General features: G+C 68.9%; 24 protein-coding genes and 2 tRNA genes. 19 read left to right on the forward strand and 7 right to left on the reverse strand.

Annotated features, from left to right (window positions below):
* The first annotated feature begins 49 nt into the window (after nucleotides 1–49).
* From Q9R47_RS12350 to Q9R47_RS12360, 3 genes are all read left to right on the forward strand, one after another.
* A complete protein-coding gene (locus Q9R47_RS12350; protein WP_311233492.1) occupies nucleotides 50–1,030 on the forward strand; it encodes a tripartite tricarboxylate transporter substrate binding protein in 981 nt (326 codons plus the stop codon).
* Between the two features lie 105 nt (nucleotides 1,031–1,135).
* Nucleotides 1,136–2,713: an amidase family protein gene (locus Q9R47_RS12355; protein WP_311233493.1), complete on the forward strand. Its 1,578-nt coding sequence runs from the start codon at nucleotides 1,136–1,138 to the stop codon at nucleotides 2,711–2,713.
* A gap of 22 nt (nucleotides 2,714–2,735) precedes the next feature.
* Complete coding sequence (locus tag Q9R47_RS12360; RefSeq protein WP_311233494.1) at nucleotides 2,736–3,875, forward strand: FAD-dependent oxidoreductase; 1,140 nt, start codon at nucleotides 2,736–2,738, stop codon at nucleotides 3,873–3,875.
* A 110-nt stretch (nucleotides 3,876–3,985) separates the two neighbouring features.
* Here the strand turns inward: Q9R47_RS12360 and Q9R47_RS12365 are convergent, their stop codons facing one another.
* From Q9R47_RS12365 to Q9R47_RS12375, 3 genes are all read right to left on the reverse strand, one after another.
* Nucleotides 3,986–4,189: a YjfB family protein gene (locus tag Q9R47_RS12365; RefSeq protein WP_311233495.1), complete on the reverse strand. Its 204-nt coding sequence runs from the start codon at nucleotides 4,187–4,189 to the stop codon at nucleotides 3,986–3,988.
* A 110-nt stretch (nucleotides 4,190–4,299) separates the two neighbouring features.
* The gene (locus tag Q9R47_RS12370) at nucleotides 4,300–5,712 is read right to left on the reverse strand and encodes a dihydrolipoyl dehydrogenase (RefSeq protein WP_311233496.1); all 1,413 of its coding nucleotides are present in this window, start codon (nucleotides 5,710–5,712) and stop codon (nucleotides 4,300–4,302) included.
* 111 nt (nucleotides 5,713–5,823) lie between these two features.
* Complete coding sequence (locus Q9R47_RS12375; protein ID WP_311233497.1) at nucleotides 5,824–6,411, reverse strand: YigZ family protein; 588 nt, start codon at nucleotides 6,409–6,411, stop codon at nucleotides 5,824–5,826.
* A gap of 167 nt (nucleotides 6,412–6,578) precedes the next feature.
* Between Q9R47_RS12375 and azu the strand changes: the two genes are divergently transcribed.
* A complete protein-coding gene (azu, locus tag Q9R47_RS12380) occupies nucleotides 6,579–7,034 on the forward strand; it encodes an azurin (RefSeq protein WP_311233498.1) in 456 nt (151 codons plus the stop codon).
* Nucleotides 7,035–7,320: 286 nt separating this feature from the next.
* Nucleotides 7,321–7,521, forward strand: coding sequence for a hypothetical protein (locus Q9R47_RS12385; protein WP_311233499.1), 201 nt, complete (start codon nucleotides 7,321–7,323; stop codon nucleotides 7,519–7,521).
* A gap of 76 nt (nucleotides 7,522–7,597) precedes the next feature.
* Here the strand turns inward: Q9R47_RS12385 and Q9R47_RS12390 are convergent, their stop codons facing one another.
* Entirely contained in the window at nucleotides 7,598–9,217 is a 1,620-nt protein-coding gene (locus Q9R47_RS12390; RefSeq protein ID WP_311233500.1) for a methyl-accepting chemotaxis protein, read from the reverse strand.
* A 251-nt stretch (nucleotides 9,218–9,468) separates the two neighbouring features.
* On the opposite strand from Q9R47_RS12390, the gene Q9R47_RS12395 reads away from it, so the two are divergent.
* Entirely contained in the window at nucleotides 9,469–11,907 is a 2,439-nt protein-coding gene (locus tag Q9R47_RS12395) for a YgiQ family radical SAM protein (protein WP_311233501.1), read from the forward strand.
* A gap of 106 nt (nucleotides 11,908–12,013) precedes the next feature.
* Here Q9R47_RS12395 and Q9R47_RS12400 read toward each other — a convergent pair whose 3' ends face one another.
* The 3 genes from Q9R47_RS12400 to Q9R47_RS12410 all read right to left on the reverse strand — a co-directional run bounded on the left by Q9R47_RS12400 (nucleotide 12,014) and on the right by Q9R47_RS12410 (nucleotide 14,852).
* Nucleotides 12,014–12,427 carry a hypothetical protein gene (locus Q9R47_RS12400; protein ID WP_311233502.1) on the reverse strand — a complete coding sequence of 138 codons (414 nt, stop codon included), beginning with the start codon at nucleotides 12,425–12,427 and terminating at the stop codon, nucleotides 12,014–12,016.
* A gap of 166 nt (nucleotides 12,428–12,593) precedes the next feature.
* Nucleotides 12,594–13,493 carry a CoA transferase gene (locus Q9R47_RS12405; protein WP_311233503.1) on the reverse strand — a complete coding sequence of 300 codons (900 nt, stop codon included), beginning with the start codon at nucleotides 13,491–13,493 and terminating at the stop codon, nucleotides 12,594–12,596.
* Between the two features lie 162 nt (nucleotides 13,494–13,655).
* On the reverse strand, nucleotides 13,656–14,852 hold the full coding sequence (locus Q9R47_RS12410; protein WP_311233504.1) for an amino acid aminotransferase: 1,197 nt from the start codon (nucleotides 14,850–14,852) through the stop codon (nucleotides 13,656–13,658).
* A gap of 104 nt (nucleotides 14,853–14,956) precedes the next feature.
* Between Q9R47_RS12410 and uvrB the strand changes: the two genes are divergently transcribed.
* The 13 genes from uvrB to Q9R47_RS12475 all read left to right on the forward strand — a co-directional run bounded on the left by uvrB (nucleotide 14,957) and on the right by Q9R47_RS12475 (nucleotide 26,167).
* Nucleotides 14,957–17,050, forward strand: a complete 2,094-nt coding sequence (gene uvrB, locus Q9R47_RS12415; protein ID WP_311233505.1) for an excinuclease ABC subunit UvrB — start codon at nucleotides 14,957–14,959, stop codon at nucleotides 17,048–17,050.
* Between the two features lie 257 nt (nucleotides 17,051–17,307).
* On the forward strand, nucleotides 17,308–17,844 hold the full coding sequence (iscR, locus tag Q9R47_RS12420; RefSeq protein ID WP_311233506.1) for a Fe-S cluster assembly transcriptional regulator IscR: 537 nt from the start codon (nucleotides 17,308–17,310) through the stop codon (nucleotides 17,842–17,844).
* Nucleotides 17,845–17,938: 94 nt separating this feature from the next.
* Nucleotides 17,939–19,159: an IscS subfamily cysteine desulfurase gene (locus Q9R47_RS12425; protein WP_311233507.1), complete on the forward strand. Its 1,221-nt coding sequence runs from the start codon at nucleotides 17,939–17,941 to the stop codon at nucleotides 19,157–19,159.
* Between the two features lie 42 nt (nucleotides 19,160–19,201).
* The gene (gene iscU, locus Q9R47_RS12430) at nucleotides 19,202–19,600 is read left to right on the forward strand and encodes a Fe-S cluster assembly scaffold IscU (protein WP_311233508.1); all 399 of its coding nucleotides are present in this window, start codon (nucleotides 19,202–19,204) and stop codon (nucleotides 19,598–19,600) included.
* Nucleotides 19,601–19,606: 6 nt separating this feature from the next.
* The gene (gene iscA / locus Q9R47_RS12435) at nucleotides 19,607–19,930 is read left to right on the forward strand and encodes an iron-sulfur cluster assembly protein IscA (RefSeq protein WP_013595176.1); all 324 of its coding nucleotides are present in this window, start codon (nucleotides 19,607–19,609) and stop codon (nucleotides 19,928–19,930) included.
* A gap of 98 nt (nucleotides 19,931–20,028) precedes the next feature.
* Nucleotides 20,029–20,547, forward strand: coding sequence for a Fe-S protein assembly co-chaperone HscB (gene hscB, locus Q9R47_RS12440; RefSeq protein ID WP_311233509.1), 519 nt, complete (start codon nucleotides 20,029–20,031; stop codon nucleotides 20,545–20,547).
* Nucleotides 20,548–20,662: 115 nt separating this feature from the next.
* A complete protein-coding gene (hscA, locus tag Q9R47_RS12445) occupies nucleotides 20,663–22,525 on the forward strand; it encodes a Fe-S protein assembly chaperone HscA (RefSeq protein WP_311233510.1) in 1,863 nt (620 codons plus the stop codon).
* A 31-nt stretch (nucleotides 22,526–22,556) separates the two neighbouring features.
* The gene (gene fdx, locus Q9R47_RS12450; protein WP_311233511.1) at nucleotides 22,557–22,895 is read left to right on the forward strand and encodes an ISC system 2Fe-2S type ferredoxin; all 339 of its coding nucleotides are present in this window, start codon (nucleotides 22,557–22,559) and stop codon (nucleotides 22,893–22,895) included.
* Between the two features lie 34 nt (nucleotides 22,896–22,929).
* Nucleotides 22,930–23,646 carry a DNA polymerase III subunit epsilon gene (gene dnaQ, locus Q9R47_RS12455; protein ID WP_311233512.1) on the forward strand — a complete coding sequence of 239 codons (717 nt, stop codon included), beginning with the start codon at nucleotides 22,930–22,932 and terminating at the stop codon, nucleotides 23,644–23,646.
* A gap of 42 nt (nucleotides 23,647–23,688) precedes the next feature.
* Nucleotides 23,689–23,763 (forward strand) — tRNA-Val (locus tag Q9R47_RS12460).
* A 42-nt stretch (nucleotides 23,764–23,805) separates the two neighbouring features.
* Nucleotides 23,806–23,880: transfer RNA gene (locus tag Q9R47_RS12465), tRNA-Val, on the forward strand.
* A 113-nt stretch (nucleotides 23,881–23,993) separates the two neighbouring features.
* Nucleotides 23,994–25,067 (forward strand): histone deacetylase family protein, encoded by a 1,074-nt coding sequence (locus Q9R47_RS12470; protein ID WP_311233513.1) that lies wholly within the window; start codon nucleotides 23,994–23,996, stop codon nucleotides 25,065–25,067.
* On the forward strand, nucleotides 25,064–26,167 hold the full coding sequence (locus tag Q9R47_RS12475) for an NAD(P)/FAD-dependent oxidoreductase (RefSeq protein ID WP_311233514.1): 1,104 nt from the start codon (nucleotides 25,064–25,066) through the stop codon (nucleotides 26,165–26,167). Before Q9R47_RS12470 ends, Q9R47_RS12475 begins: the two co-directional genes overlap by 4 nt.
* Nucleotides 26,168–26,273: the final 106 nt, after the last annotated feature.

The following is a 26,273-nucleotide window of genomic DNA, read 5'->3' on the forward strand; positions in this document are numbered from 1 at the left end:
TGCGGACCGACCGTTCCCGCACCTTCCCCGCCACCCTGGAGAGACCGCCATGAACCATGCCAAGAGGATGTTGTTGTCCGCCATCGCCGCCGTCTGCGCCGTCGCCGCGCTCTCGCCCGCGACGGCCCAGGAGCCGTACCCTGCCAAGCCGATCACGCTGGTGATCCCGTTCCCGCCCGGCGGTGCCACCGACGTGCTGGGCCGCGTCGTCGGCAAGAAGCTCGGCGACGTGCTCGGCCAGAGCGTGGTGATCGACAACCGGGCGGGCGCGGGCACGGTGATCGGGGCCGCGTACGTCGCCAAGGCCGCGCCAGACGGCTACACGCTGCTCATGAGCTCCGGCACCACCTTCACGGTGAACCCCGCGGTGCGCGCGAAGCTGCCCTACGACCCCGTCAAGAGCTTCGACCCGATCGGCATCACCGGCCGCACCGGGCTCATCCTGCTCGCCGGCAAGAACGTGCCGGCCAACGACGTGAAACAGTTCGTCGCGCTGGTGAAGGGCGCGCCCGACAAGTACTCCTATGGATCGTTCGGTTCCGGCACCACCTCGCAGTTCGCGGGCGAGGCGTTCTTCAACCTGGCGGGCCTGAAGATCCAGCACGTGCCCTACAAGGGCAGCGCCCCGGCGATGGTGGATTTGATGGGCGGGCAGATCCCGTTCACCGTGGACACAGTGGCCGCGGCGGTGCCCCAGCTCAAGGAAGGCAAGGTCAAGGCGATCGCCGTGACCTCCGCCAAGCGGTCCTCCCTGCTGCCCAACGTGCCCACGCTCGCCGAGAGCGGCTACGCGCTCGACATGGACACCTGGCTCGCCGTCGTGGCTCCCGCCGGCCTGCCGCCGGCCGTGAAGTCGCGCCTGGAGCGTGCGATCGCCCAGGTGGTGGAAGATCCGGAAACCCGCGACAAGCTGCTGGCCAACGGGTTCGAGCCCGCCTATGGTTCCTCGAAGGCCCTCGCCGCGCTGATCGAGAAGGAACTGCCGCTGATGCGTGCCGTGGCCCAGCGCGCCGGCATCACCGCCGATTGACGGCCACCAAGCGGTCCCACGGGGTGCCGGCGGGCCCTTCCACGGCGCGCGCAAAATCCCCGCCATGCTGACAACGAGACAACGCCGCCTGGCGCGGCGCCCGACATGACCCGATCCCCCTCCACCTCCACACTCCCATCGTCCCTCGCCGAGTTGACCGCGCCGGAACTGCGGCACCTGATCGCGCGCCGCGAGGTCTCGCCGGTCGAATTGCTCGAGGCCTGCATCGCCCGCATCGAGGCCGTCAATCCGTATGTGAATGCGATCACCGCGACCTGCTACGACCGCGCGCGCGCCGAGGCCCGCGAAGCCGAGCAGGCGGTGCTGCGCGGCGATGCGCTCGGGCTGCTGCACGGGCTGCCGCTGGGCGTGAAGGACCTGGAGGCGACCGCCGGGCTGCTCACCACCTACGGTTCGCAGATCTACCGCGAGCACGTGCCTGCGGAAGACAACGTGCTGGTCGCGCGGCTGCGCCGGGCCGGCGCCATCGTCACCGGCAAGACGAACATCCCCGAAATGGGCGCGGGCGCCAACTCGCGCAACACGGTCTGGGGCGCGACGGGCAATCCCTTCGATCCGCGGCTGAATGCCGGGGGCTCTTCCGGCGGTTCCGCCGCGGCCCTGGCGTGCGACATGCTGCCGGTCTGCACGGGCTCGGACACGGGCGGCTCGCTGCGCATTCCCGCGGCCAAATGCGGCGTGGTGGGCTTCCGGCCCTCTCCGGGCGTCGTGCCGAGTTCGCGCAAGCTGCTGGGCTGGACGCCGATCTCGGTCGTCGGCCCGATGGGGCGCACCGTGGAGGAGGCCTGCCTGCAGCTCGCGGCCACGGCCGGCATGTCCGCGGGCGATCCGCTCAGCTATCCGCTCGATGCCAGCGTGTTCCTCTCGCTGCCCGAGGTCGATCTCTCGAAGCTCCGCGTCGGCTACACCGAGGATTTCGGTGCCTGCGCGGTGGACGATGGCATCCGCGCCACCTTCCGCGGCAAGATCGCGGCCATGCGGCACCTGTTCCGCAGCTGCGATGCGGTCCCGTTCGACCTGGGCGACGTGCACCGCTGCTTCGACGTGCTGCGTGCCGAGGCCTTCGTGGCCGGCACGCGCGAGGCCTACGAACGCGACCCGGCCAGCCTGGGACCGAACACCCGCGCCAACTACGAGATGGGGGCGGCCATGACGCTCATCGACAGCGCCTGGGCCCAGGCCGAGCAGACGCGCATCCTGGCGCGCTTCCAGGAAGCCTTCGAATCGTTCGACGTGATCCTCGCGCCGACCACGCCGGTTTCGCCGTTCCCGTGGACGGAGCTGTTCGCCAGCCACATCAACGGCGAGCCCCAGGCCAACTACTACCGCTGGCTGGCACTCACCTACGTGACGACGCTCACCACGCACCCCGCGCTCAGCCTGCCCTGCGGCCTGGACGGCCAGGGCATGCCGTTCGGCCTGCAGGTGGTGGGGCGCTTCCGCGACGACCTGGGTACGCTGGCCACCGGCCGGGCGATGGAACACGCCTTCGCCGGCATCGCGGGCCTGCAGCGGCCGCGTCCGGCGCTGGACCGCCTCGGCCCCGTCGAGCCCGCGCTCACCTCCCTCGTCACCACCGGCCCGGATCCGCGCGACGCGCGCGGCCTGCCGCGCGCGGACGGATCGGGCGCCCCGGGCCACGCCCAGGCGTCGGCGGTGTGATGTGAATCCAGAAGGAGCACCCATGACCGAATCCGTCGATTTCCTCATCATCGGCGCCGGCATCGCCGGGGCCTCCGTGGGCTGGGAGCTGGCGCACGCCGCGCAGCGGCCGAGCGTTCTCGTCCTCGAGCGCGAGCCGCAGCCGGGCTACCACACCACCGGGCGCTCCGCGGCCCTGTTCATGGAAACCTACGGCACGCCGCAGATCCAGGCGCTGACGCGGGCCAGCCGCGCGTTCTACGACCATCCTCCCGAAGGTTTCGCGGATGCCGGCATCCTGTCGCCGCGCGGAGTGGTCTATGTGGCGGGCCCGGAGCAACAGGACCTGCTGGAAGCCGCATACGCCGAAGCCGTCACGCGCTCGCCGAACGTGGAGCGGGTACCGCGCGAGCGGCTGCTCGAGTGGCTGCCGTGTCTGCGTCCCGACGCGGTGGCCGCAGGCATGAGCGAGCCCGGCGCTTCCGACATCGACGTGCATGCGCTGCACCAAGGCTATCTGCGTGGCCTGCGGCAGCGCGGCGGGCGCCTGATGACGGGTGCCCGGGTCGACGCCATCGCACGGGGCGGCGAGGGCTGGCTCGTCCGGCTGGGCTCCGGCGAGCCGATCCGTGCGCGGACCCTCGTCAACGCGGCGGGCGCCTGGGCGGACGAAGTCGCTGCGCTGGCCGGAGTGCTCCCGATCGGTCTGGAGCCGCGGCGGCGCACGGCATTCACCTTCCCGGTGCCGGAAGGCATGGACGCGAGCCGGTGGCCGGCCGTGGTCGGCATCGACGAAAGCTTCTATTTCAAACCCGACGCGGGCCAACTGCTGGGCTCGCCGGCCAATGCCGATCCCACGCATCCCCACGACGTGGTGCCGGAAGAGCTGGACGTGGCGACCGGCATCTGGAACATCGAGCAGATGACCACGTTCCAGATCCGCAGGCCGTCGCACACCTGGGCCGGGCTGCGTTCGTTCGTGCCGGACGGCGACATGGTCATCGGCTGGGACGGCCAGGCCGAAGGCTTCTTCTGGCTGGCGGGGCAGGGGGGCTACGGCATCCAGAGCGCCGCCGGCGCGGCACGCCTCGCGCGCGGGCTGCTTCTCAAGGAACCGCTGTCGGCCGAGCTGGCGGCGCAGGGCGTGGAGCCGCAGGCGCTGTCACCGAACCGGCTGCGCTGACCCCCATCGGGAGCCGCACCGATCCGCGCGTCGGCGTGGAAGGGTGCAGGCCCATGGCCTTCCGCCCGGCCGCGAGAGACTAGCGCGCCGCCCACGGCGAGGCGCCCCGTTCAGGCGAAGGTGTTGACCTGGGTACCCAGCGAACCGGACGTCGCCAGCGGCGGCTGGGGCAGCGCCTGGAGCAGCTGCTCCGCCGACGATTGCTGGATGTCGATGGCCTTTTTCAGCACGGCGACATTCACGGCATCCGATGTCTTCTGGCTGGCCAGTCCGGCCGCGGTGCTGACGATGGATTGCGAGAGGCTGACGTCCATGGCGAACTCCTTGTGCAGCCTCCCGTCGGAAGCCAATGGATGAAGATCCCCTGTTATCGGCCATCGCCGCGCCGGCTTGAGAACTATTTGCGAAAACCGCGCCGGCCGCTTCAGTCCAGCGCACTCGACCCGTAGGCGTCGCAGGCCGACAGGTCGGAGTCGCTCCCCTTGGGCAACTGGCTGGCGGCATCGCGCAGCGCGGTGCGCAGGCCTTCCTCGAGCACCGGGTGGTAGAAGGGCATGCGCAGCAGATCGTGCACGGTGAGTTCGCGGTCCACCGCCAGGGCCAGCAGATGGGCCATGTGTTCGCCGCCGGGAGCGCACATTTCCGCGCCGAGCAGCCGCCCGGTGCCGTGCTGGGCGTACACGCTCAGCCGGCCCGCGTTGCGTTGCCCGGCGCGTGCGCGGCCCTGGCGGCTGAAGTCGACGGTGCCGGTCACGGATTCGCCCGCCTTCAGGTCCTTGTAGCGCCGGCCGACGGTGGCGGCGTTCGGCTCGGTGAACACGATCGACAGGGACGTGCGGCGCCGGAATCCGCGCGGGTCCGGGGCGAGCGCGTTCAATCCGGCGATGTGCCCGTCGTCGGCCGCTTCGTGCAGGATGGGGCGCAGGGCATTCGCATCGCCGGCCATGAACACCGGCAGGTGCCCGATCTGGGTGGTGCGCCGGTCCACCGGCGGCACGCCGTGCTCGTCGAGCTCCACGCCCAGCGTGTCCAGCCCGAGGTGTTCGACGTTCGGGCGGCGTCCCATGGCCGCGAGCACCTGGTCGACCACGACGGTCGCGTCGCCGTTGGTGACCTCGATGCCGCCGGGCACTTCGCGCAACTGCACCTTGCCGCCGACGTTCAGCACGAACTCGGATTTCAGGAGATCCCGCAGCGCATCGTTGATCGACGGATCGGACAGGCCCGCCACCTCGTTGCCGGTGGCGAACGCCGCCACTTCCACGCCGAGCCGCGACAGCGCCTGCGCCATCTCCACGCCGACCGGGCCGAGTCCGATCACCGCCATGCGCGGCCCCAGGTCCGGCTGCTCGAACAGGGTATCCGTGGTGAGGATGCGGTCGCCGAAGGCCAGCCAGTCTTCTGGCACCGTGGGTCGGGAGCCGGTCGCGATGACGACGCTGCGGGTTTCGTACACCTTGCCGTCGACCTCCACCTGGTGCGGGCCCTGCAGGCGCGCACGCCCGGAGATGCCGCGCGTGCCGATGTCCGAGGCCTTCACCGCGCCGGCAACGAAATCGTCGCGCAGTGCCCGCACGCGCTCCAGCACGGCGGGCAGGTCCACGCGCAGGGCTTCTTGTCCGCGGATGCCGAAAGTATCGAAGGCGTGGCGTCGGTGGAATGCATCGGCGGCTTCGATCAGCACCTTCGAGGGCATGCAGCCCACCCGCGCGCAGGTCGTGCCCCAGGGGCCGTCGTTGACGATCAGCACGCGTTCCGTGCGCTTGCGCACCTCGCGCAGCGCGGCCAGGCCGGCGGATCCGGCTCCGATGATGATCGTGTCCAACATGTCGCTCATGGGTGGGTGTCTCCTGCGCCGGTGCCCGGGGCTCGGCAGTAGAGTGTCGGCGCGCGCCGTCGGGCGGGCATGTAGGCCGATAGGCTGTCTTGCCGGCCCCGCGCGCGGGTCTCAGGCGCCGAGCCAGCCCGCGCGCCCCTGTGCGGCATCATCGATGCGCTGCCGGAAGGCGGCCGCGCGCGAGGCGGGCAGGCAGACCTGCAGCACCACCAGCGAACCGTGCGCCACGTCCTGCAGCACGGCACCGGCGGCCTCCACTTCGCGCCGCACCAGGCCCTCCTGCGCGTAGGGCACCTGGCAGCGCAGTACCTCCATGCGTTCGAGCGGAACTTTGTCTGCCCCGAGCAGGGCCTGCGCCACGGTGTCGGTGTAGGCGCGCACCAGGCCGCCGGCCCCGAGCTTCACACCGCCGAAGTAGCGCACCACGGTGGCCAGCACGCCCTCCAGGTCCTGGTGCCGCAGCACCTCCAGCATGGGCCTGCCGGCGGTTCCGCCCGGCTCGCCGTCGTCCACCGCGGCCGACTGGCCGCCGGCCAGCAGCGCCCAGCACACATGCGCGGCGCCGGGATGCTCGCGCCGCAACGCGTCGACCACCGCCTGGGCGGACGCCCTGTCCGCCATCGGCTGCACGCAGCCGATGAAACGGCTTTTCTTGATGAGGAGTTCGCTGTGGCAGGGCGCCCGGAGTGTCTGCGGCATGGGCCGGCCAGTGTAGGCCTTGTGGCGCGGATGAATCCCGTGGCCCTTGATGCACGTCAACAGGCCGGCAGCGCCGATTTCCTACGATGGGCCATCGCCGCACACGCGCTTTCACCGGTGGCATTTCACCGGCGCGTGCACCGGCATTCATCGAAGGAGTAACCGACATGGCACAACACTGGAAGGCCCTGGCCCTCGTTCTGGCACTGGGTGCCGGCGCATCCGCGCACGCCGCCGACTGCAGCGTCGAGATCGAAGGCAACGACGCGATGCAGTTCAACAAGAGCGCCATTTCCGTGCCCCAGAGCTGCAAGCAGTTCACCGTCAAGCTCAAGCATGCGGGCAAGCTGCCCAAGACCGCCATGGGACACAACTGGGTCCTGGCCAAGACGGCCGACATGCAGGGCGCTTCCGCCGACGGCATGGCAGCCGGCGCGGAAAAGAACTACGTCAAGGACGGTGACAAGCGCGTGATCGCCCACACCAAGCTGCTCGGCGGCGGCGAGAGCGACGCGGTGACCTTCCCGGTCGCCTCGCTCAAGGCCGGTGAGGCATACACCTATTTCTGCTCGTTCCCCGGCCACTCGGCACTCATGAAGGGCACGCTGGCGCTGGCGAAATAAGGACGGCTCGCGCAGCCCTTTCCGGAGCGCCGCCGCATCCTGCAGCAGCACGAGCCCGCCCGCGGTGCGGCACTTCGCCAGAACCGTCGCACCGCTCGGTCGGGTAGGGCGTTCCACCGCGGCAGGGTGGGGCGGGGCGGGGAGGCGGGGCGGGAAGGTCCGCATTGTTTTGTCACGGAGGAGAGGCTCCGGCCTACAGGAGGGCGGCAGTTGCGCATCTACGCTCGGACGGGCCACCCCGGCACGAAGACTGCGCGGCGCCACGCGTCGCCTCCCGGAGCCTGACATGCTGTCCTTGAATCTTTCGTCGTTCGCGCTGCCGCGCTTCCTGTCCACCCGCTTTTTCGTGGCCGATGCGCAGGCCGCATCGCCGTCCTTCCCGGTGGACAGGGCCGATGGCATGGCGCGGGCGCCCGAACTCGTGTCGCCCTACGACGCGCCCCCCGCCGACCTCGACCAGCGCGTGCGTGCCCTCGGTGAATGGTGACTCCGTGATGGCCTGGAGCCGGTGAGCCCATGGTGGCCCGCCGGCTCCTTTTCCGTTCCAGCGGGTGCGCCCGCCCTCATTGCGGGATTGCGATGAACTGCGCCGGCTGAGGCAGTGCCGGCTGCTGCGGGTGCAGCTTGAAGACCGAAACCGCGTGCACCAGCTCCCGCGCCTGCTGCTGCAGGCTCTGCGCCGCGGCGGAACTCTGTTCGACCAGCGCGGCATTCTGCTGCGTGGCCTCGTCCATGTGGTTCACGGCGATTCCCACCTGCGCCACGCCGTTGCTCTGCTCGCTGCTGGCGGCGCTGATCTCGCCGACGATGTCGCTCACGCGCCGGATCGACGCCACCACTTCCTCCATCGTCTGGCCCGCCCGGTCCACCAGGGCCGTGCCGGACTCCACCTGCTCGACACTGGCCGTGATGAGGTCCTTGATTTCCCGCGCGGCCTGGGCGCTGCGCTGGGCCAGGCCGCGGACTTCGCTGGCCACCACCGCGAAGCCCCGGCCGTGCTCGCCGGCGCGGGCGGCCTCCACGGCGGCATTCAATGCCAGGATGTTGGTCTGGAACGCGATGCCGTCGATGACGCCGATGATGTCGGAGATGCGGCGCGAGCTCTGGTTGATGTCCCGCATCGTCTTCACGACCCGGCTCACGGCTTCACCGCCCTGCTGTGCCACGCCCGAGGCGCCGCGCGCCAGCTGGTTGGCCTGCATCGCGCTGTCGGCGTTGTGGCGCACGGTGGAGCTGAGCTGCTCCATGGTCGCGGCTGTCTGCTGCAGGGCGCTGGCCTGGTGCTCCGTCCGCATGCTCAGGTCGCCCGCGCCGGTGGCGATTTCCGTCGAGCCGATGGCGATGGAATCCGACGCGCTGCGCACCTGGGCGACGATGCGGGCCAGGCTGGCCTGCATCGTGGACAGCGAGGCCATCACGCTGCCCGCCGTGGCGTGCCCGGTGGCGTCCAGCGGGCCCAGGTCGCCGTCTGCCACGCGCTGGGCGGCCCGCCCCAGTTCCGAAGGTTCGGCACCCAGTTCGCGCGCCAGGCGGCGCGTGATGGTCACGCCGGCTGCGATGGCCAGCACCAGTGCTGCCAGGCACGCGCCGACCAGAACGGCCCGCTGGTGATTGAACGTGGCCTCGGCGTCCTGCTCCGCCGATACGGCCCGCTTGCCTGCGTCGCCGACGAATTCGCTGGCCTTGGCCGTGAGTTGCGCGAGCAGCGGGCGGCACTCGTTGCTGATCTTGGCCACCGCCGTATCGAGCTGGCCGGCCACCGCCAGCCGCACGATGTCGCGTGCCACCGGCCCGTACACGGCCTCGATCCGCTCCAGGTCCCCGAGCAGTTGCCGCGTGGTGTCGGGCGCCGTCCGATCCTTGGCGACCTGTTCCTTCAGCCCGGCCAGCGTCTTCTGCACGTCCTCGTCCGCCTTCAGCACCAGCGCCAGTTCCTTTTCCACTTCCACCCGCTCGCGCACCAGCACCAGGTTGCGGACGGCGATCGCCCGCCGGTTCACCGCGCTGCGCAGGCTGCTCGCCAGATTGGATTGGGTCTCGACGCCCTGCACGTACCCGGTGAAATTCCGGTTCGCGATGTCGAGCGACCGCAGGGACAGGAGGGAGACGACGAGCACCATCACCACCAGCGCGCCAAAGGCGATGCTGAGCTGGTTCCGGATCTTCATGGAGGGTTGGAGCATGGGGAAATTCCTTGGGTATTGGTGTTGTCTGAGAGCAAGGAGGATGCAGTAATTATCGTTTTATTTGAGAAAAATGATTTCTGCTTTTTGTTTGGCGGAATCAGGGAAATCCTTGGCTGCCAAGGCGGATGGGTAGGGGGAATCCGTGGTAATGAAGGGAAACCCCATCGCCGCCGTGGTGGAGCGCCTTCCCGCACGGCCTTCGGGCGCCGGGCGCCTAAAATCCGGGGCCCCGCCCCCACGCCATTCCAATGAACGCCCCTGTCGACGTTTCCTTTTTCGCGCGCGCCGCCAAGCCGCTGACGAGCTACCGCCCCTACTGGGCCAAGCGCTTCGGCACCGCGCCGTTCCTGCCCATGAGCCGGGCGGAAATGGAGCGCCTCGGCTGGGACAGCTGCGACATCATCCTCGTCACGGGCGACGCCTACGTGGACCACCCCAGCTTCGGCATGGCGGTCATCGGGCGCGTCCTGGAGGCCCAGGGCTTCCGCGTGGGCATCATTGCCCAGCCCGACTGGCAGAGCGCCGAGCCGTTCAAGGCGCTCGGCCGTCCCAATCTGTTCTGGGGCGTCACGGCCGGCAACATGGATTCGATGATCAACCGGTACACCGCCGACCGGAAGATCCGCAGCGACGATGCCTACACCCCCGGCGACGTGGGCGGCAAGCGGCCCGACCGCGCGGCCATCGTCTACAGCCAGCGCTGCCGCGAGGCCTACAAGGATGTGCCCATCGTGCTCGGCGGCATCGAGGGCAGCCTGCGCCGCATCGCGCACTACGACTACTGGAGCGACAAGGTGCGGCGCTCCATCGTGGTGGATGCCAAGTGCGACCTGCTGCTCTACGGCAATGCCGAACGTGCGCTCGTCGAGGTGGCGCACCGCATCGCCGCGCGCGAGCCGGTCGAGCAGATCACCGACGTGCGCGGCACGGCCTTCGTGCGCCGGCCGGGCGACGAGAGCGGGCAGGGCTGGTTCGAAATCGACTCCACCACCGTGGACGAACCCGGCCGCGTGGAAGCCCACATCAATCCCTACATGACGACCAGCGAGCAGGCTGCGGCCCAGGGCAGCAGCTGCAGCAAGGACGATGCCTCCGAGACGACGACGGCCGCCTGCGGAGCGCCGTCCGGCGGGGCGGCGGCCGGTGCCGCGGCGCCCGCGGCGGTGAATCCGCCCGTCCAGCCGATCCAGTTCGTGGCCAACCCCGCCCTCGGCACCCGGCTCAAGGTGCCGCCGCGCGACCGCAGCGTGATCCGCCTGCCCAGCTACGAGCAGGTGCGCAGCGATCCGGTGCTCTATGCCCATGCCAACCGGGTGCTGCACCTGGAGACCAACCCCGGCAACGCCCGGGCGCTGGTGCAGGCGCACGGCGAGGGCGTGACCGCCCGCGACGTCTGGATCAATCCTCCCCCCGTGCCGCTCACCACGGCCGAGATGGACTGGGTGTTCGGCCTGACGTATGCGCGCAGCCCGCATCCCGCCTATGCGGACGAGAACGGCAGCCACGACGGCGCCACCAAGATACCGGCCTGGGAGATGATCCGCTTCAGCGTGAACATCATGCGCGGCTGCTTCGGCGGCTGCACCTTCTGCTCGATCACCGAGCACGAGGGCCGCATCATCCAGAGCCGCTCGGAAGACTCCATCATCCAGGAGGTCGAAGAGATCCGCGACAAGGTCAAGGGCTTCACCGGCACCATCTCCGACCTGGGCGGGCCTACGGCCAACATGTACCGCCTGGGGTGCCGCACGCCCGAGATCGAGGCCGCCTGCCGCAAGCCGAGCTGCGTGTTCCCCGGCATCTGCCAGAACCTCACGACCGACCATGGCCCCCTCATCAAGATCTACCGGCGCGCGCGGGCCCTCAAGGGCGTCAAGAAGATCCTGATCGGTTCCGGCCTGCGATACGACCTCGCCGTCAAATCTCCGGAGTACGTCAAGGAACTGGTGCAGCACCACGTGGGCGGCTACCTGAAGATCGCTCCCGAGCACACCGAATCCGGCCCGCTCACCAAGATGATGAAGCCCGGCATCGGCAGCTACGACCGCTTCAAGCAGCTGTTCGAGCAGTTCAGCGAAGAGGCGGGCAAGAAGCAGTACCTGATCCCGTACTTCATCGCTGCGCACCCGGGCACCAGCGACGAGGACATGATGAACCTCGCCATCTGGCTCAAGCGCAACGGCTTCCGCGCGGACCAGGTGCAGACCTTCTATCCGAGCCCCATGGCCACGGCGACGGCCATGTACCACTCCGGCAAGAACCCGCTGCGCAAGATCGGCCGGCAGAGCGAATCGGTGGACATCGTGCGCGGCGAGAAGCGCCGCCGCCTGCACAAGGCCTTCCTGCGCTACCACGATCCGAACAACTGGCCGCTGCTGCGCGAGGCGCTCAAGGACATGGGCCGGGCCGACCTCATCGGCAACGGCAAGCACCATCTGATTCCCACCTTCCAGCCGGTGACGGACGGCAGCTACCAGAGTGCGCGGCGCAAGAACAGCACGTCCGGCGCGGCGCAGGGCGTTCGCCAGGGGCCGGCACCCGGAAAGCTCCTGACCCAGCACACCGGACTGCCCCCGCGCGCCGGGGTGCGCGCCGCGACGCGTCCCGGCGGGGCTGCGCCGAAGCCCTCCGGCAATGCGGGCGGGGGCAAGACGCGGCCAGGCGGGGCAGGGCGCAAGGGGCGCTGAGGCGCGGCCGGCGTCCGGCCGAACCATGGGAAGGCTCCAGGGGGGCCGGCCGCTCTGCGGCGACCGGAGCGGGGTGCTCCGGCACGCGAGGTGGTTCACGGAGGGCTCAGGAGGCCGGCTGCGGGATCAGGTCTTCGATGATCAGGCGGCGATAGAAGAACGCCGCGGTGGCTCCGAGCGGTTCCAGCGCAGCCTGCAGGGATTCCGGGCCGTCCTCGTCGCGGGCCTTGATCAGCAGGCCGTGGTGGCCTTGCGCCGCCATGTCCGCGATGCGCCGCACGATCACTCCCTCGGCGCCCACGCTCGGCAGCGGCGTATCGGCATGGCCCAGGGTACGCACCACATGCTGGTGGATGGCGTCGGGTGCGGCATGCGATACGTCGGTGAATCCCTGCTCCGCCAGCGCATCCGCGGCCTTGCGATAGGCCTCGTCGCCGGGAAACAGCGCGAACACGTAGCCTGTGGGGTAGAACGTGCCCGTGGCCGACGTCATGTCGGGATCGAGTGCGAACGGCTTCATGGAGTCACCTCGGTGCGGATAGGAGAGGAGGACGGCAGAGAAAGCACACGTCGCCGGGCTCTGCCACTCCCGGCATTGGGCCCTGCCCGGCCTCGGTGCGCCGGTAGGGCAACGGAGTGCCGCACTGTCGGACGGCACCGCTCCACCAGGCTCCCCCGGAACGGCCTCATTCCATCGTATGGAGGGGCACGTCCTCGGTGGCGGCCCACGCGTCCAGATCCGCCCGGCGCCGCTGGCGGAAGAAGCCCTCGAGAGCGAGATGGGTGCGCTGCGCCCGCGGATCGGCCGCGGCATCCAGGCCCACGGCGGCGCACAGCCGGGCCATGAAGTGGGGTTCGAGCGCAGCCACCGCCACACGGCCGTCGACGCAGGCATACACCCGGTAGCCGGCATGCGCGCCGCCCACATCCCCCGACGCCTGGGTCAGGCCCCAGGTCCTGGGGAGGGCGAGCCACTGCGCAGCCACCGACAGCGCCACTTCGTGTTCCGATCCTTCCCCCGTGGCCTGCCGCTGCAGCAGGGCGCGCAGCACCGCCTCGCCCGCCATGAGCGCGCCGGCCATGTCGGCATGCAGGGTCGGCGGCAGCGCGGTGCCGTGCGGCAGGAGCCCGGCCTCCGCCTGGTAGGTCAGGTCATGCCCCGGCTCCTCGGCGGCGCTCCCCGGCGCACCCACGATGCGCACCAGGGAGAGCGCGGGGTGCCGGTCGTGCAGCGCCTCCCAGTCCAGCCCCAATCTGCGCAGCGCGGAGGGGCGGAACGAGGTGATCAGCACATCGGTGGAGGACAGTTCCCGGTGCAGCACCTCCTGCCCCGCCGGGCTTTTCAGGTCCGCATGCAGCATCCGGATGCCGGCATGCAGCTCGGCATAGGCCGGGGGGCAGTAGATCGCCATCGGATCGGCGCTGGTGCGGCCTTCCGGGGGCGGCGGTTCCAGCTTGGCGCAGCGCGCTCCCCAGTCCCTGCAGCGCGCCAGGGCCGCCGGGCCCGGGAGGTTCAGGGCGATGCTGAGGACGCGCGCGCCCTGCAGCGGGTGGGATGCGCCCGAAATGCCGGTGGGTGGGTTCATGGCCGCAGTATGGCGTGCGGCGAAGGCGCGGCGCAACGCCGCCCAGCGACGCGGCGCGAGCGGGCCGCGCAAGAAAAAACCGCCCGAAGGCGGTTCGCGGGGCCCGCAGCGCGTGCGGGCCGGGCGGGGGGGCAGGCCCGGCGGAGCCTGGCCCGCCGGCGGTCACGCCACCTTGGCGATCGACTGGCAGACGTAGTCGATGTTCTTGCTGTTGAGCGCGGCCACGCACATGCGGCCGGTATCCGTGCCGTACACGCCGAACTCGGTGCGCAGGCGGACCATCTGGTCCTTGGTCAGGCCCGAATAGCTGAACATGCCGATCTGGCTCGTGATGAACCCCATGTCCTGCTGCACGCCCGCGGCCTTCAGGCCGTCGACCAGCTTCTGGCGCATGGCCTTGATGCGCACGCGCATCTCGCCCAGTTCCTTCTCCCACAGGGCGCGCAGCTCGGGGTTGCCGAGCACCGCGGCCACCACCGCGCCGCCGTGCGTGGGCGGGTTGGAGTAGTTGGTGCGGATCACGATCTTCAGCTGGCTCAGCACGCGCGAGGCTTCTTCCTTGTCGGCGCACAGAACCGACAGCGCGCCCACGCGCTCGCCGTAGAGGCTGAAGCTCTTGGAGAACGAGGTGGACACGAAGAAGCTCAGGCCCGCGGCCACGAACTTCTGGATGACCGCGCCGTCCTCCTGGATGCCATGGCCGAAGCCCTGGTAGGCCATGTCGAGGAACGCCGTCAGGTTCTTCGCCTTGACCACGTCCACCACCTGGTCCCATTGCTCGGGCGTGATGTCGTAGCCGGTCGGGTTGTGGCAGCAGGCATGCAGCACGACGATGGTGCCGGCGGCGGCCGCGTTCAGGCTGGCGAGCATGCCCTCGAAGTTCACGCCGCGCTTCGCCGCGTCGTAGTACGCATAGGTATCGACCGTGAAGCCCGCGTTGGTGAACAGCGCGCGGTGGTTCTCCCAGCTCGGGTCGGAGATCAGCACCGTGGCGTCGGGGCTGAGCTTCTTCAGGAAGTCGGCGCCGATCTTCAGGCCGCCCGTGCCGCCGACCGCCTGCACCGTGGCCACGCGGCCCGAGGTGACCGGCTCGCTGCCCTCGCCGAACACCAGTGCCTTCACGGCGTTGTCGTACGCGGCGATGCCGTCGATGGGCAGATAGCCGCGTGCCGAGGGCTTGTCCATCATGGCCTTTTCCGCGGCCTGGACGCATTCCAGCAGGGGCAGTTTGCCGTTGTCGTCGAAATACACGCCCACCCCCAGGTTGACCTTGTGGGGGTTGGTGTCAGCAGCGTACTGCTCGTTCAGACCCAGGATCGGGTCGCGCGGTGCCATTTCGACGGCGGTGAAGAGAGACATGGAGTTTCCTTGGGGTATCGACGGAGGATGTCGGAACGGGAGACCGGGCCTGTTGTACTCTGCCAGGTCGCCCCGATTTTAAGGGCTCCACCTTGAGCCAACCCATGCCAAAACCCATCGAAACCATGCCGGAAACGCGCGGCGAGGGCACCCTCGTGCGCTTCCCCGATTCGCCGTTCGAGCTCTACCAGCCCTATCCCCCGGCAGGCGACCAGCCCGCGGCCATCGACCAGCTCGTCGAGGGCGTGCAGGACGGCGAGGTGTTCCAGACCCTGCTGGGCGTCACCGGCTCGGGCAAGACCTTCACCATGGCCAACGTGATCGCGCGGCTCGGCCGTCCGGCGATCGTGTTCGCCCCGAACAAGACCCTCGCGGCCCAGCTCTACAGCGAGTTCCGGGAGTTCTTCCCGAACAACGCCGTCGAGTACTTCGTGAGCTACTACGACTACTACCAGCCCGAGGCCTACGTGCCGCAGCGCGACCTCTTCATCGAGAAGGACTCGGCCATCAACGAGCACATCGAGCAGATGCGCCTCTCGGCCACCAAGAGCGTGCTCGAGCGGCGGGACGTGGTGATCGTCGCCACCGTGAGCGCCATCTACGGCATCGGGGCCCCCGAGGACTACACGCAGATGCGGTTCATCATGCGCGTGGGCGACGAGCTGAGCCAGCGCGACGTGATCTCGCGGCTCATCCGCATGCAGTACACGCGCAACGAGCAGGACTTCTCGCGCGGCACCTTCCGCGTGCGTGGCGACACCATCGACGTGTTCCCTTCGGAGCACAGCGAACTCGCCATCCGCATCGAGCTGTTCGACGACGAGATCGAGACGCTGTCGCTGTTCGACCCGCTCACCGGCCGCGTGCGCCAGAAGATCCCGCGCTTCACGATCTACCCGAGCAGCCACTACGTGACGCCGCGCGACAAGGTGCTGACCGCCGTCGAGACCATCAAGCTCGAGCTGAACGAGCGCCTGGCGCAGTTCGTGGCCGAGGGCAAGCTCGTGGAGGCGCAGCGCCTGGAGCAGCGCACCCGGTTCGACCTGGAAATGCTGAGCGAGGTCGGCCACTGCAAGGGCATCGAGAACTACACGCGCCACCTCTCCGGTGCTGCGCCGGGCCAGCCGCCCGCCACGCTGACCGACTACCTGCCGCCCGACGCGCTGATGTTCCTCGACGAGAGCCACCAGATGATCGGCCAGCTCGCGGCCATGTACAACGGCGACCGTGCGCGCAAGACCACCCTGGTCGAATACGGCTTCCGCCTGCCGTCCGCGCTCGACAACCGGCCGCTCAAGTTCGAGGAGTTCGAGCGCCGCATGCGGCAGGTCGTGTTCGTCTCGGCCACGCCGGCCGACTACGAGAAGACGCATTCGAGCAAGGTGGTGGACCAGGTGGTGCGGCCCACCGGCCTGGTGGACCCGATCGTGGAGGTGCGCCCCGCCACCCACCAGGTGGACGATGTGCTGCAGGAGATCCGCACGCGCGTGGAGCGCAACGAGCGCGTGCTGATCACCACGCTCACCAAGCGCATGGCCGAGCAGCTCACCGACTATCTCACCGACAACGGCGTGAAGGTCCGCTACCTGCACTCCGACATCGACACGGTCGAGCGCGTGGAGATCATCCGCGACCTGCGGCTGGGCGCCTTCGACGTGCTGGTCGGCATCAACCTGCTGCGCGAAGGGCTGGACATTCCCGAGGTGTCGCTCGTCGCGATCCTGGATGCCGACAAGGAAGGCTTCCTGCGGGCGGAGCGCAGCCTCATTCAGACGATCGGCCGCGCGGCGCGCAACCTCAACGGCCAGGCGATCCTCTATGCGGACCGCATCACCGACTCGATGAAAAAAGCCATCGGCGAGACGGAACGCCGGCGCGCCAAGCAGATCGCACACAACGAGGCGCAGGGTATCGTGCCGCGCAGCATCGTCAAGCAGGTGCGCGACCTGATCGACGGCGTCTACAGCGAGAAGACCGGGCGCGAAGCCGAGCGTCTCGAGCAGGAGGCCATGCGCCAGGCGCAGGTCGAGGACATGTCGGACAAGGACATCGCGCGCGAGATCAAGCGGCTCGAAAAGCAGATGCTCGAGCATGCGCGCAACCTGGAGTTCGAGCAGGCCGCCCGCGTGCGGGATCAGCTGGGGCGGCTCAAGACCCAGGCGTTCGGTGCCAGCGGCACCGATCGGGCGACCGGTTGAGGGCCCGGCCCGAAAAGGTTTCGGAAAGGGGAATTCCGTCAGGTTCTGTTACCCGACAAAAACAATAGGGTTTGTGCTATACTTGCGTCAAACAGTCAACAAAACACAGCCCACGAAGAAGGGCTCCCATGCTTCCCGTTCACACAGGCGAATGCATGGGAGTGTAGGGGTGGAGACGAGCCAGAAACCGCTGCGGTCCGCCGATCGCCTCCGGTTGAGGCATTTCTACAACGAACAAGCCAATAAAGGAGCTTGCGATGCGTCTCACTACCAAAGGCCGTTTCGCGGTCACTGCCATGATCGATCTGGCCCTGCGCCAGAACAACGGCCCCGTCACCCTGGCGGCGATCAGCCAGCGCCAGCAGATTTCGCTGTCGTACCTCGAGCAGCTCTTCGGCAAGCTGCGCCGCCATGAACTGGTCGAGTCCACCCGCGGCCCGGGCGGCGGCTACACGCTCGCCCGCAAGGCGGCCGACATCACCGTGGCCGACATCATCGTGTCGGTCGACGAGCCCATCGATGCCACGCAGTGCGGCGGCAAGGAAAACTGCCTGGGCGACGCCGGCCGCTGCATGACGCACGAGCTGTGGGCATCGCTGAACCAGCGCATGGTCGAGTTCCTGGATTCCGTCACGCTGCAGAAGCTCGTGGACGAGCAGATCGCCAAGGGCGTGCAGATCGAGGACAAGCCCGTCGTGCGCCGCGCGATCTCCACGACGCCGGTGGTCAAGCCGATCCGCGTGAACGCACCGAACTCGGTGTTCGCCCTCGGCAACGCATTCGCGAAATCCTGAAACCGAAGGCCCGGGCGACCCCGGGTGGCGGGCAGCCCTGCGCGGGCCGCCCTGCCTGCCTCGACTCGCCAGCCAGACTTTTACTGAGCCAGCCATGGACATGACACCGCACTTTCCCATCTATCTGGACTATGGAGCCACGACGCCGGTCGACCCGCGCGTGGTGGACGCCATGATCCCCTGGTTGCGCGAGCATTTCGGCAACCCGGCATCGCGCAGCCATGCGTGGGGCTGGGAAGCCGAAGAAGCGGTGGAAAAGGCCCGTGGCGAAGTCGCCGCGCTGATCCACGCCGATCCGCGCGAGATCGTCTGGACGAGCGGCGCGACCGAATCGAACAACCTCGCCATCAAGGGCGCCGGCCACTTCTACAAGGGCAAGGGCAAGCATCTCATCACCGTCAAGACGGAGCACAAGGCCGTTCTCGACACGATGCGCGAGATGGAGCGCCAAGGCTTCGAGGTTACCTACCTCGACGTGCAGGAAAACGGCCTGCTCGACTTCGAGGTGCTCAAGGCCGCGATCCGCCCCGATACCATCCTGATCAGCGTGATGTTCGTGAACAACGAGATCGGCGTGATCCAGGACATCCCGGCCATCGGCGCGCTGTGCCGCGAAAAGGGCATCGTCTTCCACGTGGACGCTGCGCAGGCCACCGGCAAGATCGAGATCGACATGCAGACGCTGCCCGTCGACCTGATGAGCCTGGCGTCGCACAAGACGTACGGCCCCAAGGGCATCGGCGCGCTCTACGTGCGCCGCAAGCCCCGCGTGCGCCTGGAAGCCCAGATGCACGGCGGCGGCCACGAGCGCGGCATGCGCTCGGGCACGCTGCCCACGCACCAGATCGTCGGCATGGGCGAGGCCTTCCGCATCGCCCGCGAGGAAATGGCGCAGGACCTGGAGAAGGCCCGCGCGCTGCAGAAGCGCCTGCTGGACGGCCTCTCCGACATCGAGCAGGTGTTCGTGAACGGCGACCTCGAGCGCCGGGTGCCGCACAACCTCAACATCAGCTTCAACTACGTCGAAGGCGAATCGCTGATCATGGGCATCAAGGGCCTGGCGGTGTCGTCCGGCTCGGCCTGCACGTCCGCGAGCCTCGAGCCCAGCTACGTGCTGCGCGCCCTGGGCCGCAGCGACGAGCTGGCGCACAGCAGCCTGCGCATGACGATCGGCCGCTTCACGACCGAGGAGGAGATCGATTACGCCGTCTCCACGATCCGCCACAACGTGGCCAAGCTGCGCGAACTCAGCCCCCTGTGGGAAATGTACAAGGACGGCGTGGACATCAGCGCCATCCAGTGGGCCGCCCATTGATCCGCGTGCGGCCGCGAACGAAGTGAAAGGCAGGTAGAAATCATGGCTTACTCCGACAAGGTCATCGACCATTACGAAAACCCCCGCAACGTGGGATCGTTCGACAAGGGCGACGATTCCGTCGGCACCGGCATGGTGGGTGCGCCCGCCTGCGGCGACGTGATGAAGCTCCAGATCAAGGTGAACCCGGAAACGGGCGTGATCGAGGACGCGCGCTTCAAGACCTACGGCTGCGGCTCGGCGATCGCATCGTCCTCGCTCGTGACCGAGTGGGTCAAGGGCAAGACGCTCGACGAGGCCGCGGCGCTCAAGAACGCCGAGATCGCACAGGAACTGGCGCTGCCGCCCGTGAAGATCCACTGCTCCATCCTCGCGGAAGACGCCATCAAGGCCGCCGTGCAGGATTACAAGGCCAAGCACGCCGCCTTGGCGGGAGCCTGACGCGCCATGGCGATCACGCTCACGGAAGCCGCCGCGCGGCACGTCAGCCGGTACCTGTCCCGCCGGGGCAAGGGCCTGGGCGTGCGCCTCGGAGTGAAGACCACGGGGTGCTCGGGCCTGGCCTACAAGCTCGAGTACGTCGATGCACCCGAACCCGAGGACGTCGTCTTCGAGGACCACGGCGTCAAGGTGCTGATCGATCCGAAGAGCCTGGCCTACATCGACGGCACGCAGCTGGACTTCGTGCGCGAAGGGTTGAACGAAGGCTTCCGCTTCAACAACCCGAACGAGCGCGACCGCTGCGGTTGCGGTGAGAGCTTCCGCGTCTGATTTTCTCCGGCGCAGATGGACCGGCCGGGCCTGCCCGGCGCCAAGGACAAGGACGACGAAACCGCCACCGCACGCGTGCTGGCGGTTTTTTTCTTGACATGAATCTCCAATCCGACGACTTCGAACTCTTCGACCTGCCCCGTCGTTTCGCCCAGGAGCGACCGGCCATCGACACCCGCTGGAAGGCCCTGCAGCGCGAGGCCCATCCGGACCGCTTCGCTGCCCAGGGTGCCGCCGCCCAGCGCGTGGCGATGCAGTGGTCGGTGCGCATCAACGAGGCGTACCAGCGGCTCAAGGACCCGGTGCGCCGCGCCGCCTACCTGTGCGAGCTGCACGGCGCGCCGATCCGGGCGGAGGACAATACGTCGATGCCTGCGCAGTTCCTGATGCAGCAGATGGAGTGGCGCGAGGCGCTCGACGACGCAGCGGACGGGGCGGCGATCGACCGGCTCGATGCCGAGGTGCGCCAGGCCCGTGCCGAGGCGCTGGAGCGCTGCGGCCGGCTGATCGATGCGCAGCAGGACTATGCGGCAGCCGCCGGAGCCGTCAGAGGCCTTATGTTCATTGAGCGCTTTGCGGTCGATGTCGAGCGCCGGCGCGAGCTGCTGGGACAATAGGCGCCTTGCCTCCGGCAGCCCTGGCGCTGCTTTTCGTCGAACCTTCCTTTTCCGGACACGACCTGCGGCGGCATTCGCCGCACGCACCGGTCCCGCCTTGCCCGACCACCACACCATGGCGCTTCTGCAGATTTCCGAACCCGGCCACTCTCCCGACCCCCACCAGCGCCGCATCGCGGTGGGCATCGATCTCGGCACCACCCATTCGCTGGTGGCCGCCGTGCGCAACGGGGTGCCGGAATGCCTGCCGGACGGGCAGGGCAGGGTGCTGCTGCCCTCGGTCGTGCGCTACCTACCCGAAGGCCGCCGCCAGATCGGCTACGCCGCGGCGGATGCGCGCTCGGAAGACGCGGCCAACACGCTGGTGTCGGTGAAGCGCTTCATGGGCCGCGGCCTCCAGGACATCGAACATGCGGAGCGCCTGCCCTATGCCTTCGTGGCGGGCGCGGAAGGCGACATGGTGTCGCTGCAGACCGTGGATGGCGTCAAGTCCCCCGTCGAGGTGAGTGCCGAGATCCTGGCGGAGCTGCGCCACCGCGCCGAAGACACCTTCGACGACGACCTGTACGGGGCCGTGATCACCGTGCCGGCCTATTTCGACGATGCGCAGCGGCAGGCGACCAAGGATGCGGCCAAGCTCGCGGGCCTGAACCTGCTGCGCCTCATCAACGAACCCACGGCCGCGGCGATCGCCTATGGCCTCGACAACGGCAGCGAGGGTGTCTACGCGGTGTTCGACCTCGGCGGCGGCACGTTCGACATCTCCATCCTGCGGCTGACGCAGGGCGTGTTCGAAGTCATCGCCACCGGAGGTGATTCGGCGCTGGGCGGCGACGACTACGACGCCGCGCTCGCGCAATGGGCGCTGCAGCAGCTGGGCGCCCATGCCGAGACCGCGCAGGACAAGGCGGCCGTCCGCATCGCAGCGCGCGCCTGCAAGGAGCGCCTGACGGCCGAAGAGCGTGCGCCGTTCGCCGTGCAGATCGGCGGGCGTGCACTGGAGCTGGACGTGGCGCGCGCGGACTTCGAGGCCGCCACCGCGGCGCTCACCGAGCGCACGCTCTCGGCCGTGCGGCGCGCACTGCGCGATGCGCGCCTCGCGCGCGAAGAGGTGCAGGGCGTGGTGATGGTGGGAGGTTCCACCCGCATGCCGCAGATCCAGCGCGCCGTGGCCGATTTCTTCGGCACCGAGCCGCTGAACAACCTCAACCCCGACGAGGTCGTGGCGCTGGGCGCGTCCGTCCAGGCGCACCAGCTCGCGGGCAACGATCCGGCGGGCGACATGCTGCTGCTGGACGTGATTCCGCTGTCGCTCGGCATCGAGACCATGGGCGGGCTGGTAGAGCGCATCGTCGCGCGCAACGAGACCATTCCGACGGCCAAGGCGCAGGATTTCACCACCTACAAGGACGGCCAGACCGCCCTGGCCATCCATGTGGTGCAGGGCGAGCGCGATCTCGTCGCCGACTGCCGCAGCCTCGCCCGCTTCGAGCTGCGCGGCATTCCGCCGATGGCCGCGGGCGCGGCGCGCATCCGCGTGACGTTCACCGTGGATGCCGACGGCCTGCTGGGCGTGAGCGCGCGCGAGCAGAGCACGGGCGTCGAGGCACGCGTGGACGTGAAGCCGTCCTACGGCCTCTCCGACGACCAGATCGCGCGCATGCTGCAGGAAGGTTTCGCCACGGCCGCGGGCGACATGCGCGCCCGCGCGCTGGTCGAGGCCCGCGTGGAAGCCGACCGCATGCTCATGGCCACGCGCACCGCGCTGGCCGCGGACGGCGACATCCTTGCGCCCGACGAGCGCGCCGCCATCGACGCACTCATGCAGGCCCTGGAGGGCATGCGCGAGAGCGAGGACGCCGCCGCGATCGACGCCGCCACCCAGGCCCTCGCCAAGGGCACCGAAGCCTTCGCCGCCCAGCGCATGAACCGGGGCATCCAGCAGGCGCTGGCGGGCAAGAGCGTCCAGAGCTTCTGATTTCCGCCCCTTCTTCGAGCCAGCCGACACCATGCCAGTCATCAAGATCCTTCCCCATCCCGAATACTGCCCCGCCGGCACCGAACTGACCGCACCTGCGGGCACCTCCATCTGCGAAGCGCTGCTCGACAACGGCATCCATATCGAGCACGCGTGCGACATGAGCTGCGCCTGCACCACCTGCCACGTGATCGTGCGCCAGGGCTACAACTCGCTGAACGAAGCCGAGGAAGAGGAAGAGGACCTGCTCGACCGGGCCTGGGGCCTGGAGCCGCAGTCGCGCCTGTCGTGCCAGGCGATCCTGGCGCAGGAGGACGTGACGGTGGAGATTCCCAAATACACCATCAACCATGCCAAGGAGAACCATTGATGGCCGTGCGGCGTGAACTGCGGGAGGGCCGGGCATGACGCGGCAGATCGTTCTCGATACCGAAACCACCGGCCTCTCCGCCGAAGGCGGCGACCGCATCATCGAGCTGGGCTGCGTCGAGCTGCTGAACCGCAAGCTCACGGGCAACAACCTGCACCTGTACTTCAATCCCGAGCGCGACAGCCACGAGGACGCGCTCAAGGTGCACGGCATCAGCAACGAATTCCTGAAGGACAAGCCCAAGTTCGCCGAGGTGGTGGAGGACATCCTGCAGTACCTGCAGGGCGCCGAGATCATCATCCACAACGCCGCGTTCGACGTGGGCTTCCTGAACAAGGAACTGGAACTCACGGGCCGGCCGCGCTTCGCCACCTACGTCGGCAGCGTGACCGACACGCTGGCGATGGCCAAGGAGATGTACCCGGGCAAGCGCAATTCGCTCGACGCCCTCTGCGACCGCCTGGGCGTGGACAATTCCGGCCGGACGCTGCACGGCGCGCTGCTGGACGCCGAGCTGCTCGCGGACGTCTACATCAACCTGACCCGCGGCCAGGACGCGCTGCTCATCTCCGACGATGCCCAGGAGGGCGACGACGCGAGCCTGCGCGTGGCGCCCGTGGATCTGTCGGCCTTCACGCTGCCCGTGCTGCTGGCGAGCGAGCAGGAGCTCGCCGCGCACGGCGACGTGCTCACGCAGATCGACAAAGCGAGCGGCGGCAAAACTATTTGGAAGATTTCGGCGGAAGGCTGAAAAAGCTGTGCCATAATCATAGGCTGTCGCAACAACGACATTGGGTGATTAGCTCAGCGGTAGAGCACTGCCTTCACACGGCAGGGGTCACATGTTCGATCCATGTATCACCCACCAATGTTTCCTTTCCGGAGGCTGCTTGTTGCGGAATCCGGAAACGGGTGATTAGCTCAGCGGTAGAGCACTGCCTTCACACGGCAGGGGTCACATGTTCGATCCATGTATCACCCACCAATCGAAGCCCCTGCAGGTTCTGCCTGCAGGGGCTTTTTGTCTTTTGCGGCCCGCAGTGGCAGCCGCCCCTCGGCCACAATCGGTGCTTCTTCTCCAGCCCTGAGCCTGCTGCCGTGATCGTCTATCACAACCCTTCGCACCGCCTGCATGCGCCCCTGCACGAGTTCTTCCGTGGCGAGCGCGTGCCCTGTTTCGAGAAGCCCGACCGCGCCGATTACGTCGAAACGCGCCTGCGGCAGCAGGGCTGCACGCTGCTGGCCCCCGACGTCGACAGCCATGCGGTGCTCGCGCGGGTGCATGCGCCGCGCTACCTGCGCTTCCTGCAGGAGGCATGGTCGCAGTGGCTGGCTCTCGACCCCCTGAACGCCCGCGTGCAGCCCTTCCCCTCGGTGTGGCCCGTGCGCACGCTGCGCGACGACGTGGAACCCGATAACTTCATCGCGCGACTGGGGCTGTATTCGATGGACAACGGCACGCCGCTGGCCGAAGGCACCTGGACCGCGGCCAAGGCCGGTGCAGACGCCGCCGCAAGCGCCGCGGCCGCGGTGGCGGCGGGCGCGCGCGCGGCGTTCTGCTGCACCCGGCCGCCCGGCCACCATGCCGGGCCCGATTTCATGGGGGGCTACTGCTTCCTCAACAACGCCGCCGTCGCCGCTCAACTGCTGCTCGATACGGGCACCGCGCGGCGCGTCGCGGTGCTAGACGTGGACTACCACCACGGCAACGGCACGCAGAGCATCTTCTACGAGCGCTCCGACGTGATGTGCATCAGCATCCACGGCGATCCGCGCACCGAATACCCGTTCTACCTCGGCCATGCCGACGAGACCGGGGCGGGCGCTGGCGAGGGATTCAACCTCAACCTCCCGCTGCCGGCGGGCACGGATTTTTCCGGATGGATGGCCGCCCTGGAGCAGGCCTGCGTGCAGGTTCTCGCCTGCGGGGCCGGTGCGCTGGTCGTGCCGCTCGGGCTCGACACGTTCGAGGGTGACCCGATCTCGCGGTTCACGCTCGCATCCCCCGATTTCCTCCCGATCGGCGAGCGGCTGGCGGGCCTGGGTCTGCCCACGGTGTTCGTCCTCGAAGGCGGGTATGCCGCGGCGGAGCTGGGTGTGAACGCCGTCAACGTGCTGGAAGGTTTCGAGCGCGCCGCGCAGGCCGCCAGCGCAGCGGGAGGACGGGCATGAGCGACGCGGTCGAATGCATCGTCATCGGTGCCGGTGTCGTGGGGCTGGCGGTCGCCCGTGCGCTGGCGCTGCAGGGCCGCGAGGTGCTGGTGATGGAAGCGGCCGGCGCCATCGGCACGGAAACGAGTTCGCGCAACAGCGAGGTGATCCACGCGGGCATCTACTACCCGCAAGGCTCGTTGAAGGCGCGGCTGTGCGTGCAGGGCAAGGAGCAGTTGTACGCGTACTGCGCCCAGCGCGGCGTGCCGCACCGCCGCTGCGGCAAGCTGATCGTGGCGACCTCGCCGGAGCAGCTCGCGGCGCTGGACGGCATCGAGGCGCGCGCCCGTGCCAACGGCGTGACCGATCTGCAGCGCCTCTCACGGGAAGAGGCCCGGGCGCTCGAGCCGGCGCTCGAATGCGTGGGGGCCCTGCTGTCGCCCAGCACGGGCATCGTCGACAGCCATGCGCTCATGCTGTCGCTGCAGGGCGATCTGGAGCATGCCGGCGGCATCGTGGCGCTGAATTCCGCCTTCGCGGGTGCGCAATGCGGCGCCGACGGCATCGAGGTGGAGGCTGCCGATGGCACGCGTCTGCGCGCGCGCTGCGTCGTCAATGCCGCGGGCCTGCATGCGCCGCCGGTGGCCCGCCGGTTCGCGGGAGGACGAGACCCCGCGCTGCCGCGGGCGTGGTACGCCAAGGGCAACTATTTCTCCCTTGCGGGCAGGGCGCCGTTCTCGCGGCTGGTGTACCCGGTTCCCGAGGCGGCCGGGCTGGGCGTGCACCTGACGCTCGACCTGGGCGGCCAGGCCAAGTTCGGCCCGGACGTGCAGTGGGTGGAGCGTGCCGACGACCTGACCGTCGATCCGGCGCGCGGCGACGGCTTCTATGCCGAGGTGCGCAAGTACTGGCCCGGACTGCAGGACGGCGCGCTGCAGCCCGCCTATGCCGGCGTCCGTCCCAAGATCCACGGGCCGCACGAGGCGGCCGCCGATTTCCTCGTGCGCGGTCCGGGTGACCACGGCGTGCCCGGACTGGTGCATCTGCTGGGCATCGAGTCGCCGGGCCTGACCAGCTGCCTCGCCATCGGCGACCACGTCGTGGGCTTGCTGCGGCCTTAGGATGTTTCCGGGATGGCTGCGGTGCGGCGATGTGACGGCCCGTGCTGCCGCGTGGGTGCATCGGCGCACCGTGGAAGACGGCCGCTTGTAACATGGGGCGTCCGCC

It is taken from the genome of Acidovorax sp. PRC11 (assembly GCF_031844105.1).
GTDB lineage: Bacteria > Pseudomonadota > Gammaproteobacteria > Burkholderiales > Burkholderiaceae_C > Paracidovorax.

Excerpts from the sequence above, each read along its gene's own strand:
- Q9R47_RS12350 (WP_311233492.1), top strand. The coding sequence starts at position 50 with ATGAACCATGCCAAGAGGATGTTGTTGTCCGCCATCGCCGCCGTCTGC.
- Q9R47_RS12355 (WP_311233493.1), top strand. The coding sequence starts at position 1,136 with ATGACCCGATCCCCCTCCACCTCCACACTCCCATCGTCCCTCGCCGAG.
- Q9R47_RS12360 (WP_311233494.1), top strand. The coding sequence starts at position 2,736 with ATGACCGAATCCGTCGATTTCCTCATCATCGGCGCCGGCATCGCCGGG.
- Q9R47_RS12365 (WP_311233495.1), bottom strand. The coding sequence starts at position 4,189 with ATGGACGTCAGCCTCTCGCAATCCATCGTCAGCACCGCGGCCGGACTG.
- Q9R47_RS12370 (WP_311233496.1), bottom strand. The coding sequence starts at position 5,712 with ATGAGCGACATGTTGGACACGATCATCATCGGAGCCGGATCCGCCGGC.
- Q9R47_RS12375 (WP_311233497.1), bottom strand. The coding sequence starts at position 6,411 with ATGCCGCAGACACTCCGGGCGCCCTGCCACAGCGAACTCCTCATCAAG.
- azu (WP_311233498.1), top strand. The coding sequence starts at position 6,579 with ATGGCACAACACTGGAAGGCCCTGGCCCTCGTTCTGGCACTGGGTGCC.
- Q9R47_RS12385 (WP_311233499.1), top strand. The coding sequence starts at position 7,321 with ATGCTGTCCTTGAATCTTTCGTCGTTCGCGCTGCCGCGCTTCCTGTCC.
- Q9R47_RS12390 (WP_311233500.1), bottom strand. The coding sequence starts at position 9,217 with ATGCTCCAACCCTCCATGAAGATCCGGAACCAGCTCAGCATCGCCTTT.
- Q9R47_RS12395 (WP_311233501.1), top strand. The coding sequence starts at position 9,469 with ATGAACGCCCCTGTCGACGTTTCCTTTTTCGCGCGCGCCGCCAAGCCG.
- Q9R47_RS12400 (WP_311233502.1), bottom strand. The coding sequence starts at position 12,427 with ATGAAGCCGTTCGCACTCGATCCCGACATGACGTCGGCCACGGGCACG.
- Q9R47_RS12405 (WP_311233503.1), bottom strand. The coding sequence starts at position 13,493 with ATGAACCCACCCACCGGCATTTCGGGCGCATCCCACCCGCTGCAGGGC.
- Q9R47_RS12410 (WP_311233504.1), bottom strand. The coding sequence starts at position 14,852 with ATGTCTCTCTTCACCGCCGTCGAAATGGCACCGCGCGACCCGATCCTG.
- uvrB (WP_311233505.1), top strand. The coding sequence starts at position 14,957 with ATGCCAAAACCCATCGAAACCATGCCGGAAACGCGCGGCGAGGGCACC.
- iscR (WP_311233506.1), top strand. The coding sequence starts at position 17,308 with ATGCGTCTCACTACCAAAGGCCGTTTCGCGGTCACTGCCATGATCGAT.
- Q9R47_RS12425 (WP_311233507.1), top strand. The coding sequence starts at position 17,939 with ATGGACATGACACCGCACTTTCCCATCTATCTGGACTATGGAGCCACG.
- iscU (WP_311233508.1), top strand. The coding sequence starts at position 19,202 with ATGGCTTACTCCGACAAGGTCATCGACCATTACGAAAACCCCCGCAAC.
- iscA (WP_013595176.1), top strand. The coding sequence starts at position 19,607 with ATGGCGATCACGCTCACGGAAGCCGCCGCGCGGCACGTCAGCCGGTAC.
- hscB (WP_311233509.1), top strand. The coding sequence starts at position 20,029 with ATGAATCTCCAATCCGACGACTTCGAACTCTTCGACCTGCCCCGTCGT.
- hscA (WP_311233510.1), top strand. The coding sequence starts at position 20,663 with ATGGCGCTTCTGCAGATTTCCGAACCCGGCCACTCTCCCGACCCCCAC.
- fdx (WP_311233511.1), top strand. The coding sequence starts at position 22,557 with ATGCCAGTCATCAAGATCCTTCCCCATCCCGAATACTGCCCCGCCGGC.
- dnaQ (WP_311233512.1), top strand. The coding sequence starts at position 22,930 with ATGACGCGGCAGATCGTTCTCGATACCGAAACCACCGGCCTCTCCGCC.
- Q9R47_RS12475 (WP_311233514.1), top strand. The coding sequence starts at position 25,064 with ATGAGCGACGCGGTCGAATGCATCGTCATCGGTGCCGGTGTCGTGGGG.